This window comes from Methylobacterium sp. NFXW15, assembly GCF_049887755.1.
Classification (GTDB): Bacteria; Pseudomonadota; Alphaproteobacteria; order Rhizobiales; family Beijerinckiaceae; genus Methylobacterium.
Genome location: NZ_JAGEKG010000004.1, coordinates 16,995 through 32,013, shown reverse-complemented (window position 1 = coordinate 32,013; position 15,019 = coordinate 16,995). Strand labels below are relative to the sequence as shown.

The following is a 15,019-nucleotide window of genomic DNA, read 5'->3' as shown; positions in this document are numbered from 1 at the left end:
CGCCGCGCCCGCGAGGGAACGCCCGTTGACCGAGAGCCGCCAACCGCCCGTCCGCTTCAACGCCGCGCGCTACTGCCTCGGGGAGAATGCCCGCCTCCGCCCGGAGAAGACGGCCCTTATCCTCGTGGGCGATAGCTCCGAGGCGCGGCTGACCTTCGGTGAGGTGGACCGGGCGGTGCGCGGTATCGCGGCGGGTTTGCTTCGCCTGGGGTTGAAGCCGGGCGACCGGGTAATGATCCGCATGGGCAACGATGCCGATTACGCTCTCCTCCATTTCGGCGCGATGGCGGCGGGACTGGTCTCGCTGCCCTCCTCGCCGCAATTGACGGAGGGCGAGGCCGCTTTCCTCATGCAGAATTCCGGCGCGGCGGCGGTCGCTCTGGCGGGTGGGTGCACCGTCGATCCGGCCGTGTTCGGCGACCGCATCCTGCTCGACGCCGCAGCCATCGCGGACCTGAAGGCGGGTCAGCCGCTAGCCGATTACGCCGACACGGCCGCCGACGACGCAGCCATGCTGATCTACACGTCGGGTACCACCAGCCGCCCGAAGGGTGTGCTGCACGGTCACCGGTCGGCCTATGGCCGTCGGCCGATGCTCGATCACTGGATCGGCGTCACCGAGCACGACGTGATGCTCCATGCGGGCACCATGAACTGGACTTACACGCTGGGCGTCGGCCTGTCCGATCCATGGTCGGTCGGCGCGACGGCGGTGCTTTATAATGGACCACGCGATCCGAGTGTCTGGCCCCGGCTGATCGCTACTTATGGCGCGACGATCTTCGCCGCCGTCCCGACCCTCTACCGTCAGATCCTGAAATACGGCGACCTGCCCGCGCACGATCTCAGCAGCCTGCGCCATGGCTGCACGGCAGGTGAGGCTCTCTCCACCGAACTCCTCGACGCCTGGACCTCGGCCACGGGCAAGCCCCTCTACGAGGCGTTGGGGATGAGCGAGATCTCGACCTACATCTCATCCGGGCCGACGATACCCGTGCGTCCTGGCTCGCCGGGCAAGCCGCAGCCGGGGCGGCGCGTGGCGATCCTGCCCGTGGAGGGCGCTCCCGAGCCGTTGCCGGTGGGAGAGAGCGGGCTCCTCGCTGTCCACCGCTCCGAACCCGCTTTGATGCTGGGCTACTGGAACCGCCCCGAGGAAGAGGCAGAGGTGCTGCGGGGAGATTGGTTCGTCGGCGGCGACCTCGCACGGTTCGATGAGGACGGCTACCTCTGGTTCGAGGGACGCAACAACGACCTGATGAAGGCGATGGGCTACCGCGTCTCTCCGAACGAGGTCGAAGTGGTGCTGGCCGCCCATCCCTCGGTGGCCGAGGTCGGCGTCACCGAGTTGCCGGTGAGAGCCGACGTCACGGTGATTTGCGGCTTCGTCGTTCTCCAACCGGGCGCCGCCGCGGATGCCGAGGCGCTGCTCGATTGGTGCGCGGAACGGCTTGCCGCCTACAAGCGCCCCCGCGAGATCCGCTTCCTCGACGCCCTCCCCCGCACGGCCAACGGCAAGGTGCAGAGGAAACGGCTAGTCGAGGCGGCGCTCTCCTAAAGCAGCGTCCCGCGCAGGATCAGCAACGCCACCGAGAAGTAGATGACGAGCCCTGTCACATCGACGAGGGTCGCCACGAACGGGGCCGAGGCCGTGGCGGGGTCGAAGCCGATGCGTTGGAGCAGGAACGGCAGCATCGAACCTGCGAGCGAGCCGAAGGTCACGATGCCGACCAGCGCCGCGCCGACCGTCGCGGCAACAAGCGGCCAATGCTCGCCGTAATCATAGAGGCCGAGCTTCTGCCAAGCTACGATGCGAATGACGGCGATGACCCCGAGGATGGTGCCGAGCACGATGCCGGTCGGCAATTCTCGGATCGCCACCTTCCACCAATCGCGCAGGCGTACCTGCTGCAGGGCGAGAGCGCGGATCAGCAGGGAGGTGGCTTGTGAGCCGGAATTGCCCCCCGAGCTCATGATGAGCGGGATGAACAGGGTGAGGACGATGGCCTTCTCGAGCTCGCCCTCGAAGCCTTGCATGGCCGAGGCGGTCAGCATTTCGGAGAGGAACAGGGCGCACAGCCACCCGGCCCGCTTCCGGATCATCGTAAGAAAGCCGATATCCATATACGGTTCGGGCAGCGCCTCCATGCCGCCGAAGCGCTGCACTTCCTGAGTCTGCTTCTGGACCATGGCGTCGATCATGTCGTCCACAGTCACGATGCCGATCACGTGGCCGACAGCATCCACGACTGGCAAAGCGAGCAGATCGTATTTGGAGATCAACCGCGCGGCCTCGTCGCGGCTCGCCGTGGGCGAGACGGCGAGCGGCGCCCGGCCCGGCGCGACGCTGAGCACGTTATCCTCTGGATTGCCGGAGATCAGTCGCCGCAGGGGTACGGCCTTGGTGAGCGCGCGGGTCCGCGGGTCGAGGACGAAGATCGAGTAGATCGTCTCCCGTGTCTTCTCGACATGACGGCAGTATTCGAGGGTCTGACCTACCGTCCACGTGCCCGGCACGGTGACGAACTCGGTCGTCATCAGCGAGCCGACGGTCTCCTCGCCATAGGCCGACAGCCTATCGACCGCACCACGCGTCTCGGCATCGAGCCGGGCGCGCAGATCGGAGCGGCCAGGCTCCTCGATTTCGCGGAAGACGTCGGTCACACGGTCGGCTGACATGCCCGACAGGAACGAGGCCACCCGGTCCCTGGGCAGCATCTCGATGATTTCGCTGGCGGATTCGAGCTCGGGCTGGTCGAGCACCTCGACCGCCTTCTCCATCGGCAGGCCGAGGAGGATCGCAGCGGCGACTTCCGGCGCCTCGTTGTTCAGCGCCTCGACGATGTCGGGCGCGCGTTCGTCAGCCAGCCTCGCGGCCAAAGCTGCGGGTTCGACGCGGGTGTCGAAGGGAGCCATCTCGTTCATGACGCGCCTCATGGGACGAGGCGGCGCGCCGCTGGATGTCAGGCCGCTCCCAGGCCGCTTGCCGGTCCCGCAGACCGGCGCAAGGGCGGCTCAGCGGAAGCGACGGCGCGAGGCCGGGCGCGGCAGGCACGATCGGTCGGGCACGTCGCTCACTGATCTCAGGATTGAAAGGGGGCGCGGCCTCGCCTGGGCGATACCGTGCGGCTGCCTCGTGCGCCCGGCCGCGAGTTCCGTCAAGCGCAAACGCGCCGCCCGCGCGGAGTCTACGGAGTCACTGTCCGCCGCACCACAAAGCGCCTAGCTTCCATAGGCGGTCAGCAGCCGAATGTGAGAAATATAAGCTTGCGTCCGCTTGTATTGCGCCCCAACGAACGGTTACATCCTGCATATCGCAGGGCCGGAAGGCAGGCGGTTCGGTCAAGGCCGAAGCGCAAGTCGGCTCGGATCCTCTGCGGCCAGTTCGAGCGGCCCGCGCCGCGGCGCCGTGGTTCTTATGCAGGAGATGGTTCAGATGGCTTGGTCTGCCCCCGTCGTGTCCGAGATCTGCGTCGGCATGGAAGTCACCAGCTACGAGTCGGCCGAGATCGACACCTTCAACTGAGGCACTTGCGGTCCTGAGGGATTGCAGCCTGGTTGTCGCTCAACATCACCCGAAGTCTAATCTGGAGGAATTGTAATGGCTTGGTCCGCTCCCATCGTGTCCGAGATCTGCGTCGGCATGGAAGTCACCAGCTACGAGTCCGCTGAGATCGACACCTTCAACTAAGTCGATCCGCGACCGTAGAGGTCTCTGGCGCCGCCTCCTCCCGGGGGCGGCGTTTTTCGTTTCAGGTGATGAACAGACCCGCCACGGCCGCACTCGTCAGATTCGCCAACGTGCCCGCGAGAATCGCCCGCAAGCCATAGCGCGCGACCTCTGCCCGCCTCTCCGGGACGAGGCTCGAGAAGCTCGCGAGTTGGACGGCGATCGACGCGAAGTTCGCGAAACCGCACAGGGCGAAGCAAACGATCGCCTGCGAGCGCGGATCGAGGATCCCCGCCTTCAGCGTCGGCGAGAGGGCGGCGTATGCGAGGAATTCGTTGAAGGCGAGCTTCTGCCCGATGGCCCCGCCGACGAGTCCAGCCTGATCCCAGGGCACGCCGAGCACCCACGCGAGCGGCGCCAGGACATGGCCGAGCACCGCCTCGATCGACAGGCTGGGCCATCCGACGACGCCACCGGCCCAGCCGAGCAGGCCATCGGCCAGGGCGATCAACCCGACGAAGGCGATCAGCATCGCGCCGACGGAAACGGCGACGGCCAGCCCCTTCTGCGTGCCATCCGCCGCCGCCTCAATGACGTTGGCCGCGCGTACCTCCCCGAAGGTCACACGTGTCGTCTCGATCCGCGTCGGCTCGGTCGAGGGGAACAGGATCTTGGCGTAGAGCAGCCCGCCGGGAATCGCCATCACCGAGGCCGCGAGCAAATAGGTCATGGGCACGCCCAGCGCGGCATATCCCGCGAGGATGGAGCCGGCGGTCGAGGCGGCGCCGCTCGTCATCACAGCGAAGAGTTCCGCCCCCGTCAGCAGCGGCAGGAACGGTCTGAGGGCGACGGCGATCTCACTCTGCCCGATGGCGATGGTGATGACCGCCGAGAACGATTCGATCGGCGAGGTGCCGATGATCCGCCGAAGCCCGGCGCCGAGAAAGCGAGCGGCGGCCTGCATGATCCCGAAGTGGTAGAGCACGCCGATCAGGGCGGAGACATACAAGATCTGCGGCAGCACCCGCAGAGCCAGGATGAAGCCCGAGCCGCCGAACAATTCGAACATGCGGGGCTCGACCAGCCCACCGAACAAGAAGGCGGTGCCCTTGTCGCCATAGGCGAGGAGCGCGGCCACCACATCGGCTGCTGCGTGCAGCGCTGCCTGTCCGGCGGGCACGAAGAGCACCAAAGCTCCAAGCCCGATTTGAAGGGCGAGCGCGCTCGCCACCACGCGGGGTCGCACCGCTCGGCGGTTCAACGAGAACAAAAAGGCGATGGTCAGCAGCAGTGCGATGCTGAGCGCCGCGTGGAACAGACGATCGATCATCCCTCCGGGGATGGAAGGATCGGGCCAAAGGTCAAGCTCAGGTTGTTGTCGTCGGTGTGAGGTAGGGCAGGAACAGCGCTCTCACCTGCTCGAACCCCCATTCCAGGTCCGCAGCGTCGAGGTCGGCTTTGCCCTGCAGGCGAAAGTTCATCCAATGGCTCGACACGATCCAGGCATTGTCGAGAAGCCGCGACAAGGTGGCCGGATCGATCCGCAGACGCCCGGCCTCCGCCGCCGTTTCGAAGACGCGCCGTGCCAGGGCCTGGGTGCGGTGTCGCAGCGCCCTGACCTCACCGCGTAGGGACGGCGCGATCTCAACCATGGCGATGCCGTCCCGGTAGACGCAGCGATACCGCCAGACCAGATCGAACCACGCCCGTTGATAGCTGAGCAACGCCTCGGCCCCCTCGGGATCCGCAGGCAGATGCCCCGCCACCGCTTCAGCCTCGGCGGCGAAGGTGGCGAACACCGCCTCCACCAGCAGGCTCTTGCGCGGAAAATGGTAGTGAAGGTTCCCCTCACGCATGGCGGAGGCGCCGGCGATTTCGGCCGTCGTCACACGGCCGATCCCCCGCTCGTTGAACAGAATGAGGCTCGCCGCGACGATCCTGTCGCGGGTGCGCGGGGCGTTGGGGCTCGAAGTCGCGGCACTCATGGCATCGATTGCTTTAGGGTAATCACCCTAGACAGGAAAGGCCGCCGCGCCTATCAGATCCACGGTTCCGGCTCGGCCGGAGGCGAGCCGGGAGAGACCCTTGGCCGACAAATTCCGCCTGAACGGCACCGTCGCTCTGGTGACCGGCTCGGCGAGCGGCATCGGCGCGGCACTGGCCGTCGCCCTCGCGGGCCGGGGCGTGTCCCTCATGCTCATCGATCGGGACGCCGACGGGCTGGCAGCTACCGCCGCTCGGACACGGCAGGCCGGAGCCGAAACCGAGACCCGCACCCTCGACCTCACCGATGCGGCCGCCATCGCCGCTCTGCCCGCGCAGGTCGCGGACAGGTTCGGGCGGCTCGATCTGCTCGTGAACAATGCAGGGGTGGCGCTCGGCGGACGGTTCGAGGAAACGCATCTCGACGATTTCGAATGGGTGCTCGACGTGAACCTGCGGGCCGTCGTGCGCATGTGCCACGCGTTCCTGCCCATGTTGAAGGCGAGGCCTGCGGCGCAGATCGTCAACATCTCCAGCCTGTTCGGCCTCATCGCGCCGCCCGGTCAGAGCGCCTATTGCACCAGTAAGTTCGCCGTGCGCGGTTTCTCGGAATCGTTACGCCATGAATTCGCGGGCACAGGACTTGGCGTCAGCGTCGTGCATCCCGGCGGCATCGCCACCGGCATCGCCCGCAATGCCCGCAACCCGCGCGTGCCGGATGACGACCCCGAGGTGGCGGAGACGATGCGGCTTGCCGCCGAGGCAGGGCGAATCGCTTTCGAGAAGCTCTTGACCATGCCCGCCGAGACGGCCGCCGCCGAGATTCTGCGCGGCATCGAGCGCCGGGCGCCGCGCATCGTGGTGGGCAAGGATGCGCGCAACGCTGCGTTCATCCAGCGTCTGATGCCGACGGGCTATTGGCGGGCCATCCTGCGGCTCTCCGGCGGAAAGGTATGACCATGGCGAGCCTGCGCGCGCATATCGGGGCCTGGATGGTCCGTCGCCGGGTCAAGGCTCCGCTCGCTCGGGCGCAGAGCGTCGAGGATGTCCGCCGCATCCTCGAAGGTGCCGGCTTCCCGGACCCACGCGACGTCACCTTCGAGCCCGGCAGCCTCGGCGGGGTGACGGGCGAGTGGGTGCGGCCCCTCTCCGGCAAGGCGGATCACCGGCTGCTCTACGTCCATGGCGGCGGCTTCGTGGCCTGCTCGCCGAAGACACATCGGCCGCTGACCGGGGCGCTGGCCCGGCGCGGCTTCACGATCTTCGCACCGGCATATCGGCTCGCGCCGGAACACCCCTTCCCGGCCGGGCTGGAGGATATCGTCGCGGCCTGGACCGCTTTCCGCGCGAGCGGCCCGGCGAGCCTTGCGGGCGAATCGGCGGGCGGGAACCTTGCTCTCGCGACTCTGCTCGCCGCGCGGGATCGGGGCATCCCCCTCCCCTCGGCCGCATGCCTCTTCTCGCCTGTCACCGACCTGACGGCCATCGACGGCTCGCGCATCACGAATGGAAGCCGGGACGCGATGTTCCACGCCCGCTCCATCGTCGAGGTAGCGCCGCTTTATGTCGGCGAGGGCGATCCCCGACAGCCTTTGGTCTCGCCGGTCTTCGGCGATCCGGCCGGGCTGCCGCCCCTGTTGTTCCACGTTGGAGACCGGGAGATCCTGCGCGACGATGCCATCCGCATGGCTGAGCGAGCAAAGGCGGCGGGCGTCGATGCGCATCTGCGCACATTCCCGGTCGTCGCCCATGCGTGGCAATTCGCGGATCGCGTCCTGCCGGAGGCGAAGACGTCCCTCGACGAAGCGGCGGCCTTCCTGAAACGCCATGCGGACTTGGAGACCAGCCGATGAGCGCTGCCACGGATCGCGACGGCGTCCTCGCCGTCCTCATCGTCGGCGCTGGCTTTTCGGGGATCGCCATGGCGATCCGCTGCCGCCAAGCGGGCATCGGTCCGATCACGCTGATCGAGAAAGGGGCTGGCATCGGCGGGACGTGGCGGGAGAACACCTATCCCGGCGCCGCCTGCGACGTGCCCTCGCATCTCTATTCCCTGTCCTTCGCCCCCAAGGCCGATTGGAGCCGCCTCTACGCAAAGCAGCCCGAGATCGAATCCTATCTGCAAGACGTGGCGGATGAGCACGGGCTGATGCCGCTCATCCGTTTCGGCACCACCCTGCGCCGGGCAGCCTGGGACGAGGCACGCAGCCTCTGGCGGGCGGAGACGGACAAGGGCGAGATCCTGGCCCGCGCCATCGTCTCCGGGGCGGGTGGGCTGCACCACCCTTCCTTTCCGAACATTCCCGGCCGGGAGAATTTCGCCGGATCGAGCTTTCATACGGCGGCCTGGGATCATTCCGTCGATCTCACCGGCCGGAAAGTCGGCGTGATCGGCACCGGCGCGAGCGCGATCCAGGTCGTGCCCGAGCTTGCGGGCCGGGCGGGCCACCTCACCGTGTTCCAGCGGACACCGCCCTGGATCATGCCGAAGAACGACCGGCCGATTCCGCAGGAGCGCAAGGATCGCTACGCGCGCTTCCCGCTCACGCGTTTGCTGGAGCGGTGGCGCCTGTTCTGGCGTCTCGAATTCCCGGCGCTGGTTGGCTTCACCCGCGTCTCGAAAGTGACGGATCAGGCCGAAGCCATGGCGAGGCACCACCTGCGCAAAGCTGTGCCGGATCGCGCGTTGAGGGAAAAGCTGACGCCGCGCTACCGCTTCGGTTGCAAGCGCGTGCTGCTCTCCGACGATTACTACCCCGCCCTTCAGCGGCCGGACGTGACGCTGGAAACCGGCTCGATCGCGCGGATCCGGGCCGACGGCGTGGAGATGGCGGACGGCACCGTCCACGCGCTCGATGCGCTGGTCTTCGCCACCGGATTCGATGTCCTCGGCGGATCGCTCCGCACCGAAATCGTGGGGCGTGAGGGGCGCCGCCTGTCCGAGGCGTGGTCGGACGGGATGCAGGCCTTCCAGGGCATCACCGTCGCGGGCTTCCCGAACTACTTCATCATGCTCGGCCCCAATACCGGCATCGGCCACAACTCGATCATCGCGATGATCGAAATCCAGGCCGCCCACATCCTCACGTGCCTGAAGGCTCTGATGAAGGGCCGCGATGCGATCGAGGTGCGCGAGCCGGTTCAGGCACGCTTCGTCGATCGCATCCGAAACCGGATGAAGAAAAGCATCTGGCAGGCGGGCGGCTGCACCAGTTGGTATCTCGACCCGAAGGGCCGCAACACGACACTCTGGCCGGATTCGGTGCTCGCCTACCGGCGCAGCGCCCGTCGGGCGCGCCTGTCCGATTATCGCCTGCGCTGAGCGTCTCAGGCAACCTTCAGGACAGGCGGGGCGAAGGCATCGAGGACCGACGCGGCTTGGGTAGGCCGTCCAAGATGATAGCCCTGCGCGAAGGGGCAGCCCATCTCGCGCAGCGCGATCAGATCGGTCTCGGTCTCGACGCCTTCGGCCACGACTTCGAGGCTGAGCGCCTTACCGAGATCGATCACGGCCTGAACGAGGCCGCGCTTGTCGCCCGCCTCATTGAGGCCGGTGACGAGGCTGCGGTCGATCTTCACGCGGTTGACCCGCAACTGCCGGATCCGCGAGAGCGAAGAATATCCGACGCCGAAATCGTCGATGGCGATGCTCACCCCCGCCCTGGAAAGCACGGCGAGCCGTTCCGAAGCGATGGTGGAATCGAGGGCGGTGTCCTCGGTCAGCTCGATCTCCAGCCCGTCCGCCGGAATACCGAAGGCGTCGAGCTTTTCGAGGATGAGTTTCTCGAAAGCCGTCTGGGTGAGTTCGCGCGGGCAGACATTCATGGCGATGCGGACCTCATCAAGGCCACGCTCTCGCAGAAGGAGCTTCATCCGGTAGACGTGATCGAGGATATAGCGCAGCACGGCTTCCGAGAGCCCGATGACCGCTGCGGCGGCGATGATGTCCGGTGGCGGCACCCAGCCGTGGCGCGGGTGCTTCCAGCGGATCAAGGCTTCGAGCCCGGCAAGACGGCCGGTCGGCACGTTGAGAATCGGCTGGAACCAGACCTCGATCACCCCATCCGCCAGAGCTTCCGGCAAGTCGCGTTCAGCATCGCGGCGCATGTCGAGCCGGGCGCGCAACGCATCATCGAAGACGCGGTAATGATTCCGGCCTGAGGATTTGGCGGCGTAGAGGGCCTCGTCGGCGCGGACCAGCCTTTCCGTCAGGCTTTCGGTGTCGCCGAGATGAATGCCGATGCTGACGCCGACGCGGTCGGTTTCGAACCGGTCGAACGGCTCTGCGACCGCCGCGATGATCGCCTCGGCGAGGTCACGATAGGGCAAGCCCGTGGCATCCGGATCGTAGAGCACGGCGAACTCGTCACCGCCCAGGCGTCCGACATGTCCGCTCGCGGGCACCTGCTGGCGCAGACGCCGACCGACTTCCGCCAGCACCTGATCGCCGATCTGGTGTCCGTAGATGTCGTTGACCGATTTGAACCCGTCGAGATCGAGCACCATCAGGCACGACGCGGGGGCCACCTCCGCCTCTTCGGCGAAGCCGACGCGATTGAGAAGGCCGGTGAGGCCGTCCGTAACGGCGCGCATCGCCATGCGCACCGCGAGCGCGCTCGCCTCGTTCTTCAGACCGCTAGACTGCCGGAAGCTCGCCTCGACTTCGACGGTGGCCCGGGTCAGTGCCAGCAGATAAACGATGCAGGTGGCCGCGAGGCAGTTGTGCTCGAACCCGCCCGTCAGGACTAGGCAGGCCGCGGCCGCCAGCAGCGGAGGCACGATGAAGGAGATCGGGATGCGCGCGAAGGAGGTGCCGTAGCAGACCGCTCCGGCGGTGATGCCACAGGTGACGGTGAGATAGAACAGTGTCTGCGACGACGTGTAACCGGCGCACAACAGCGGCAGGCACCCCCAGACCGTGCCGGAGAGCAGAGCCGCGAGCGCCATGAGGTGAAGCCGCCGGTCGATGGCCTCCGCAACGTCGTCGTGCTCGATCGGCGCAGAATCGTCGAGCCCTTTGCAGGGGATGCGGCAGAGATAGACCCGCAGAATGTTGGCGAGCGACGAGGCTGCGAACCAGATGCTGCCCGCCAACGCCTGATCCGATTGGATCGCGACGGCGAGGCAGGCGAGGCCGAGCATGAAATTGATGATGAGGGCGCGCAGGATGCTGCGGCGGGCTGCATCGAGCTGATCGCGACGGATGGCACGCTTCAGAAGCCGCTCCGTGGGGGCGGCGTAACTGTCAGCGATACTCGGCTCAGGGTTTGTGCCAGCGACCGCTGCCATCTTTCCATTCCTCGCGCAAAGAATGGTCTAGAGCCGGAGCGTAAATAATTCATCGAAGTCTGAGGCGCAGGCGAAGTTGGCTGACCGCGTTGCAGCGCGCTCCTGATCAGGTCCGGAGCAATGCCCGCGATAAGCTCATTTAGCCCCGCCCAGGATTGACCGGTTTCGACTGTCATCTACTCGGCGGGTGACCCGGCATGTGCCTTGCCCGCTCGCACAGCCTGAACCCGACACCACCGGCGACGTTCTGGAAAAGCACCACGGCGACGAGAGGACGACCCGATGGCACGGCATGACGAGTATATGGACGAAGCAGTGCGAATCGCTGCGGACAACGTCGCTGAAGGCGGCACGCCCTACGGCGCCGTGATCGTGCGGAACGGCGAAGTCGTCGCCAAGGCTGCCAACACGGTCCACGTGAACCACGACGCCACCGAGCATGCCGAAATGGTCGCCATTCGGCTGGCAAGCCGGGCGCTCGGCCGCAAGGACCTGTCGGATTGCGTGATGTATGCGAGCGGGCGCCCCTGCCCGATGTGCCATGCAGCTATGCGGCTTTCAGGCTTCAAGGAAGGCTATTTCGCCTTCAGCGCCGAGGAGGCGCAGCAATACGGCGCGGGCAGCGCCGAGATCTACGCAGAACTCTGCCAGCCCCTCGACCGTCAGCCGATGCGGCTCCAGCAGCTTCGTCCGGAGGGACCCTCGCCCTATCCAGCGTGGCAGGAGCGTCAGCGAGGCTGATGCGCTCCCTCCGTCGCGGTCAGTGCGTCCAGGGCGCCGTGCGGTTGAACTTGAAATTGTCGGAGTAGGAGAGGCCCTTGCGCACCGTCTCCTTGGCGGGCTCCTCGACACGATAGGTGATGCCTTCGCGCTGCGCGTAGGCCACCGCCTCCTCACGTGTTTCGAATTCCAGCCGCACCTGCTGCATCATATCCTTCGAGCCGTACCAGCCCATCAGCGGATCGGTTTCGCGCGGGCTGGTCTGATCGAAGACCAACGCCCAATGCTTCGTGCGGGCGACGCCCGACTGAGACGCATCCTTGGCGGGGCGGTAGATGCGGGCACTCGGCATGGGTGTACTGACGGCTCCAGGCATTCGGCGCTGCGGTGGATGGTCGGGGCGATAGGATTCGAACCTACGACCCCCTGGTCCCAAACCAGGTGCGCTACCAGACTGCGCTACACCCCGACGCCCATCCAAGGCCGGACAGCCGTACCGCTTCGGACCCGCCTCGGCAAGGAGGCAACGCGTCGCCTCAAGCGCTTCCTGCGGCAAAGTTGGCCGGGAAGAATGTTACGGAACTAACGGGCAGATTCGGTGATTGCTTCTACGATTACAATCATCGGAGGAAATTCTCATGAAGGTTACTCGCGCGCTCGGAACTGCGGCAATTTTCGCGCTCATGTCTGGCGCGGCCATCGCCGCACCGTGTTCCACCGGCACCACCACGCCGGACAAGCAGGCGATGAACCCGAAGAGCTCGGACGTGGACAAGTCCAGCGCTAACCTTGCGGGCGGTAACCAGCCGGCCTCGCCGGGCACTGTCGGCGCCATGAACAATGCTGGCGCGACGCAGGCCCCGACCGCCACGGGCGGCACCCAGACCGCCGACAAGGCTGATCCTGCTTCCAAGAACATGGCCGGTGGCCAGCAGCCGGCCTCGCCGGGCACCGTTGGCGCCATGAACAATGCCGCCGCCGCTGGTTCCACCACCAAGATGTCCGACAAGGACTGCTGATCGAGCCTTTACACAGCTCCGTTTAAGCAAAGCCCGCCCGGCGCACGCCGTGGCGGGTTTCTTTTTTGCGTGTGGTTGAATCGGCCGGGCGTTCGGTGCACGCACCCGGCGATGCGCGTGGACATATTCGATTTCGACCTGCCGGAGGCGAGCATCGCCTTGCGCCCCGCCGAACCGAGGGATGCCGCCCGCCTGCTCGTCGTCGAGCCCGGCCGCGACTTCGCGGACCGTGCAATTCGCGATCTGCCGAATCTCCTCAGGCCGGGCGATGCCCTCGTCTTCAATGACACCCGCGTCATTCCTGCGCGGCTTCATGGGATCCGCACGCGTCCCGGCGCGCCGGGGCAGCGCACAGAGATCATGCTCCACATGCGCGAAGCCCCGGATCGCTGGCGCGCCTTCGCCCGGCCAGCCAAGCGCCTCGCGCCGGGCGATGACCTGACGTTTGGTCATACCGCCGAGGGCATGGCCTGCGAGGGGGGTACGCTCCGCGCCAAGGTGGAGGAGAAGGCCGAGGCGGGTGAGATCGTGCTGGCCTTCGAAGTTTCGGGCCCGGTGCTGGACGAACGGATCGCGGCCCTCGGGGAATTGCCGCTGCCCCCGTACATCGCCGGTAAGCGGCCGACCGATTCTCGCGATGTCGGCGACTACCAGACGGTCTATGCCCGCGAACCGGGTGCAGTGGCCGCCCCGACGGCAGGCCTGCATTTCTCCGATTCGCTCCTCGCCGCCATCGACGGCGCAGGTCTCGCACGCCACCATCTCACCCTCCACGTTGGCGCGGGCACGTTCCTTCCGGTCAAGGCCGACGACACTGAGGGCCATCGCATGCACAGCGAGATCGGCCATCTCGATGCCGCTACGGCCGAGGCGCTGAACCGGACCCGAGACGCAGGCGGGAGGATCGTCGCCGTGGGCACTACCGCGATGCGGTTGCTTGAAAGCGCCGCAGGCGAGGATGGGCGGATCGCTGCCTTTTCCGGCCCCACGGACATCTTCATCACGCCGGGCTACCGCTTCCGGGCGGTCGATGCCCTGGTGACGAACTTCCATCTGCCGCGCTCGACCCTCTTCATGCTGGTGAGCGCCTTCTCCGGCCTTGAGACGATGCGCGCGGCGTATGCCCACGCCATCGCGACGGGCTATCGCTTCTACTCGTACGGCGATGCGAGCCTGCTCTTCCCGGCCGCACCCGGAGATGCCGCATGAACCCGACGAATTTCGGCTTCTCCCTGCACGCACAGGATGGTGCTGCGCGCACGGGCGAGATCGCCATGCCGCGCGGACGCATCCGCACCCCCGCCTTCATGCCGGTCGGCACGGCCGCCACGGTGAAGGCGATGTACGCGTCGCAGGTGCGCGAACTGGGCGCGGACGTCGTGCTCGGCAACACCTACCACCTGATGCTGCGACCGGGCGCCGAACGGATGGCGCGTCTCGGCGGCCTGCACCGGTTCATGCAATGGGACGGGCCGATCCTCACCGATTCCGGCGGCTTCCAGGTGATGTCGCTGTCGGCCCTGCGAAAGATCGACGAGACGGGCGTGACCTTCCGCTCGCATATCGATGGCACCGCCTACGAAATGAGCCCCGAACGCTCCATCGAGATTCAGGGGCTGCTCGGATCCGATATCCAGATGCAGCTCGATGAATGCGTGCGCCTGCCCGCCGAGCGCGCCGAGATCGAGAAGGCGATGCGCCTGTCGCTCCGCTGGGCCGAGCGGTGCCGCGTGGCCTTCGGTGAGCAGCCCGGCAAGGCCATGTTCGGCATCGTGCAGGGTGGCGACCTGACGGATCTCCGCGCGGAGAGCGCGCGCGAATTGGTGGATCTCGACCTCAAGGGCTACGCCATCGGGGGCTTGGCGGTGGGTGAGCCGCAGGCGGTCATGTTCACGATGATCGAGGCCACCGAGCCGCACCTGCCGCAGAACAAGCCGCGCTACCTCATGGGCGTCGGCACCCCGGACGACATCCTCGGCGCGGTCGCGCGCGGGATCGACATGTTCGATTGCGTGATGCCGACCCGCGCCGGGCGGCACGGGCTCGCCTACACGCGCAACGGCCGGGTGAACCTGCGCAATGCCCGCTGGGCCGAGGCCATCGAGCCCCTGGACGAGCAATCCTCCTGTCCCGCCGCCCGCGATTATTCCCGCGCCTATCTCCACCACCTCGTCCGTTCGAACGAGATCCTGGGGATGATGCTCCTGACGTGGAACAACCTTGCCTATTACCAGGACCTGATGGCGGGCGCCCGTGCCGCCATCCGCGAGGGGCGTTTCGCCGATTACTGCGCCGAGACGCGCGAGGGCTGGGCGCGTTCCGAGCAAAAGGCGGCCTGAGG

Annotated in this window: 15 protein-coding genes and 1 tRNA gene; 10 read left to right on the top strand and 6 right to left on the bottom strand. The window is 66.8% G+C overall.

All coding sequences use genetic code 11. The annotated features are described in order from the left end of the window. The first annotated feature begins 25 nt into the window (after positions 1-25). Positions 26-1,555, top strand: coding sequence for a class I adenylate-forming enzyme family protein (locus J4O73_RS10160; RefSeq protein WP_426216958.1), 1,530 nt, complete (start codon positions 26-28; stop codon positions 1,553-1,555). On the opposite strand, the gene mgtE is transcribed toward J4O73_RS10160, so the two are convergent. Continuing rightward, entirely contained in the window at positions 1,552-2,922 is a 1,371-nt protein-coding gene (mgtE, locus tag J4O73_RS10155; protein WP_426216956.1) for a magnesium transporter, read from the bottom strand. The genes J4O73_RS10160 and mgtE overlap by 4 nt on opposite strands. Positions 2,923-3,433: 511 nt before the next feature. Here mgtE and pqqA (J4O73_RS10150) point away from each other — a divergent pair. Together pqqA (J4O73_RS10150) and pqqA (J4O73_RS10145) are read left to right on the top strand one after the other, a co-directional pair. Then, positions 3,434-3,523, top strand: coding sequence for a pyrroloquinoline quinone precursor peptide PqqA (gene pqqA, locus J4O73_RS10150; RefSeq protein WP_007559225.1), 90 nt, complete (start codon positions 3,434-3,436; stop codon positions 3,521-3,523). A 75-nt stretch (positions 3,524-3,598) separates the two neighbouring features. Further along, positions 3,599-3,688: a pyrroloquinoline quinone precursor peptide PqqA gene (gene pqqA / locus J4O73_RS10145; RefSeq protein ID WP_007559223.1), complete on the top strand. Its 90-nt coding sequence runs from the start codon at positions 3,599-3,601 to the stop codon at positions 3,686-3,688. Positions 3,689-3,749: 61 nt separating this feature from the next. Here pqqA (J4O73_RS10145) and J4O73_RS10140 read toward each other — a convergent pair whose 3' ends face one another. Both J4O73_RS10140 and J4O73_RS10135 read right to left on the bottom strand, forming a co-directional pair. Next, entirely contained in the window at positions 3,750-4,997 is a 1,248-nt protein-coding gene (locus tag J4O73_RS10140) for a NupC/NupG family nucleoside CNT transporter (RefSeq protein WP_426216954.1), read from the bottom strand. A 37-nt stretch (positions 4,998-5,034) separates the two neighbouring features. Continuing rightward, positions 5,035-5,652: a TetR/AcrR family transcriptional regulator gene (locus J4O73_RS10135; RefSeq protein ID WP_426216953.1), complete on the bottom strand. Its 618-nt coding sequence runs from the start codon at positions 5,650-5,652 to the stop codon at positions 5,035-5,037. A gap of 100 nt (positions 5,653-5,752) precedes the next feature. Here J4O73_RS10135 and J4O73_RS10130 point away from each other — a divergent pair, with 100 nt between their 5' ends. Genes J4O73_RS10130 through J4O73_RS10120 form a run of 3 tightly spaced genes read left to right on the top strand, consistent with a single transcriptional unit; the run spans position 5,753 to position 8,972 of the window. Further along, positions 5,753-6,607 carry an SDR family NAD(P)-dependent oxidoreductase gene (locus J4O73_RS10130; protein ID WP_426216952.1) on the top strand — a complete coding sequence of 285 codons (855 nt, stop codon included), beginning with the start codon at positions 5,753-5,755 and terminating at the stop codon, positions 6,605-6,607. Positions 6,608-6,609: 2 nt separating this feature from the next. After that, positions 6,610-7,503, top strand: coding sequence for an alpha/beta hydrolase (locus tag J4O73_RS10125; RefSeq protein WP_426216950.1), 894 nt, complete (start codon positions 6,610-6,612; stop codon positions 7,501-7,503). Next, the gene (locus J4O73_RS10120; RefSeq protein WP_426216949.1) at positions 7,500-8,972 is read left to right on the top strand and encodes a flavin-containing monooxygenase; all 1,473 of its coding nucleotides are present in this window, start codon (positions 7,500-7,502) and stop codon (positions 8,970-8,972) included. Before J4O73_RS10125 ends, J4O73_RS10120 begins: the two co-directional genes overlap by 4 nt. Positions 8,973-8,977: 5 nt before the next feature. Here the strand turns inward: J4O73_RS10120 and J4O73_RS10115 are convergent, their stop codons facing one another. After that, on the bottom strand, positions 8,978-10,939 hold the full coding sequence (locus J4O73_RS10115; RefSeq protein WP_426216947.1) for a putative bifunctional diguanylate cyclase/phosphodiesterase: 1,962 nt from the start codon (positions 10,937-10,939) through the stop codon (positions 8,978-8,980). A 282-nt stretch (positions 10,940-11,221) separates the two neighbouring features. Between J4O73_RS10115 and J4O73_RS10110 the strand changes: the two genes are divergently transcribed. Beyond that, positions 11,222-11,680 carry a nucleoside deaminase gene (locus J4O73_RS10110; protein ID WP_426216945.1) on the top strand — a complete coding sequence of 153 codons (459 nt, stop codon included), beginning with the start codon at positions 11,222-11,224 and terminating at the stop codon, positions 11,678-11,680. A 19-nt stretch (positions 11,681-11,699) separates the two neighbouring features. On the opposite strand, the gene J4O73_RS10105 is transcribed toward J4O73_RS10110, so the two are convergent. Both J4O73_RS10105 and J4O73_RS10100 read right to left on the bottom strand, forming a co-directional pair. Continuing rightward, positions 11,700-12,011 carry an ETC complex I subunit gene (locus J4O73_RS10105; RefSeq protein WP_426216944.1) on the bottom strand — a complete coding sequence of 104 codons (312 nt, stop codon included), beginning with the start codon at positions 12,009-12,011 and terminating at the stop codon, positions 11,700-11,702. Positions 12,012-12,051: 40 nt separating this feature from the next. Continuing rightward, positions 12,052-12,128 (bottom strand) — tRNA-Pro (locus tag J4O73_RS10100). 169 nt (positions 12,129-12,297) lie between these two features. Here J4O73_RS10100 and J4O73_RS10095 point away from each other — a divergent pair. From J4O73_RS10095 to tgt, 3 genes are all read left to right on the top strand, one after another. Then, a complete protein-coding gene (locus J4O73_RS10095; RefSeq protein WP_426216942.1) occupies positions 12,298-12,678 on the top strand; it encodes an exopolysaccharide production protein YjbE in 381 nt (126 codons plus the stop codon). Between the two features lie 111 nt (positions 12,679-12,789). Continuing rightward, positions 12,790-13,887, top strand: coding sequence for a tRNA preQ1(34) S-adenosylmethionine ribosyltransferase-isomerase QueA (queA, locus tag J4O73_RS10090; RefSeq protein ID WP_426216940.1), 1,098 nt, complete (start codon positions 12,790-12,792; stop codon positions 13,885-13,887). Beyond that, complete coding sequence (gene tgt, locus J4O73_RS10085; RefSeq protein ID WP_426216938.1) at positions 13,884-15,017, top strand: tRNA guanosine(34) transglycosylase Tgt; 1,134 nt, start codon at positions 13,884-13,886, stop codon at positions 15,015-15,017. The genes queA and tgt overlap by 4 nt, the downstream gene beginning before the upstream one ends. Positions 15,018-15,019: the final 2 nt, after the last annotated feature.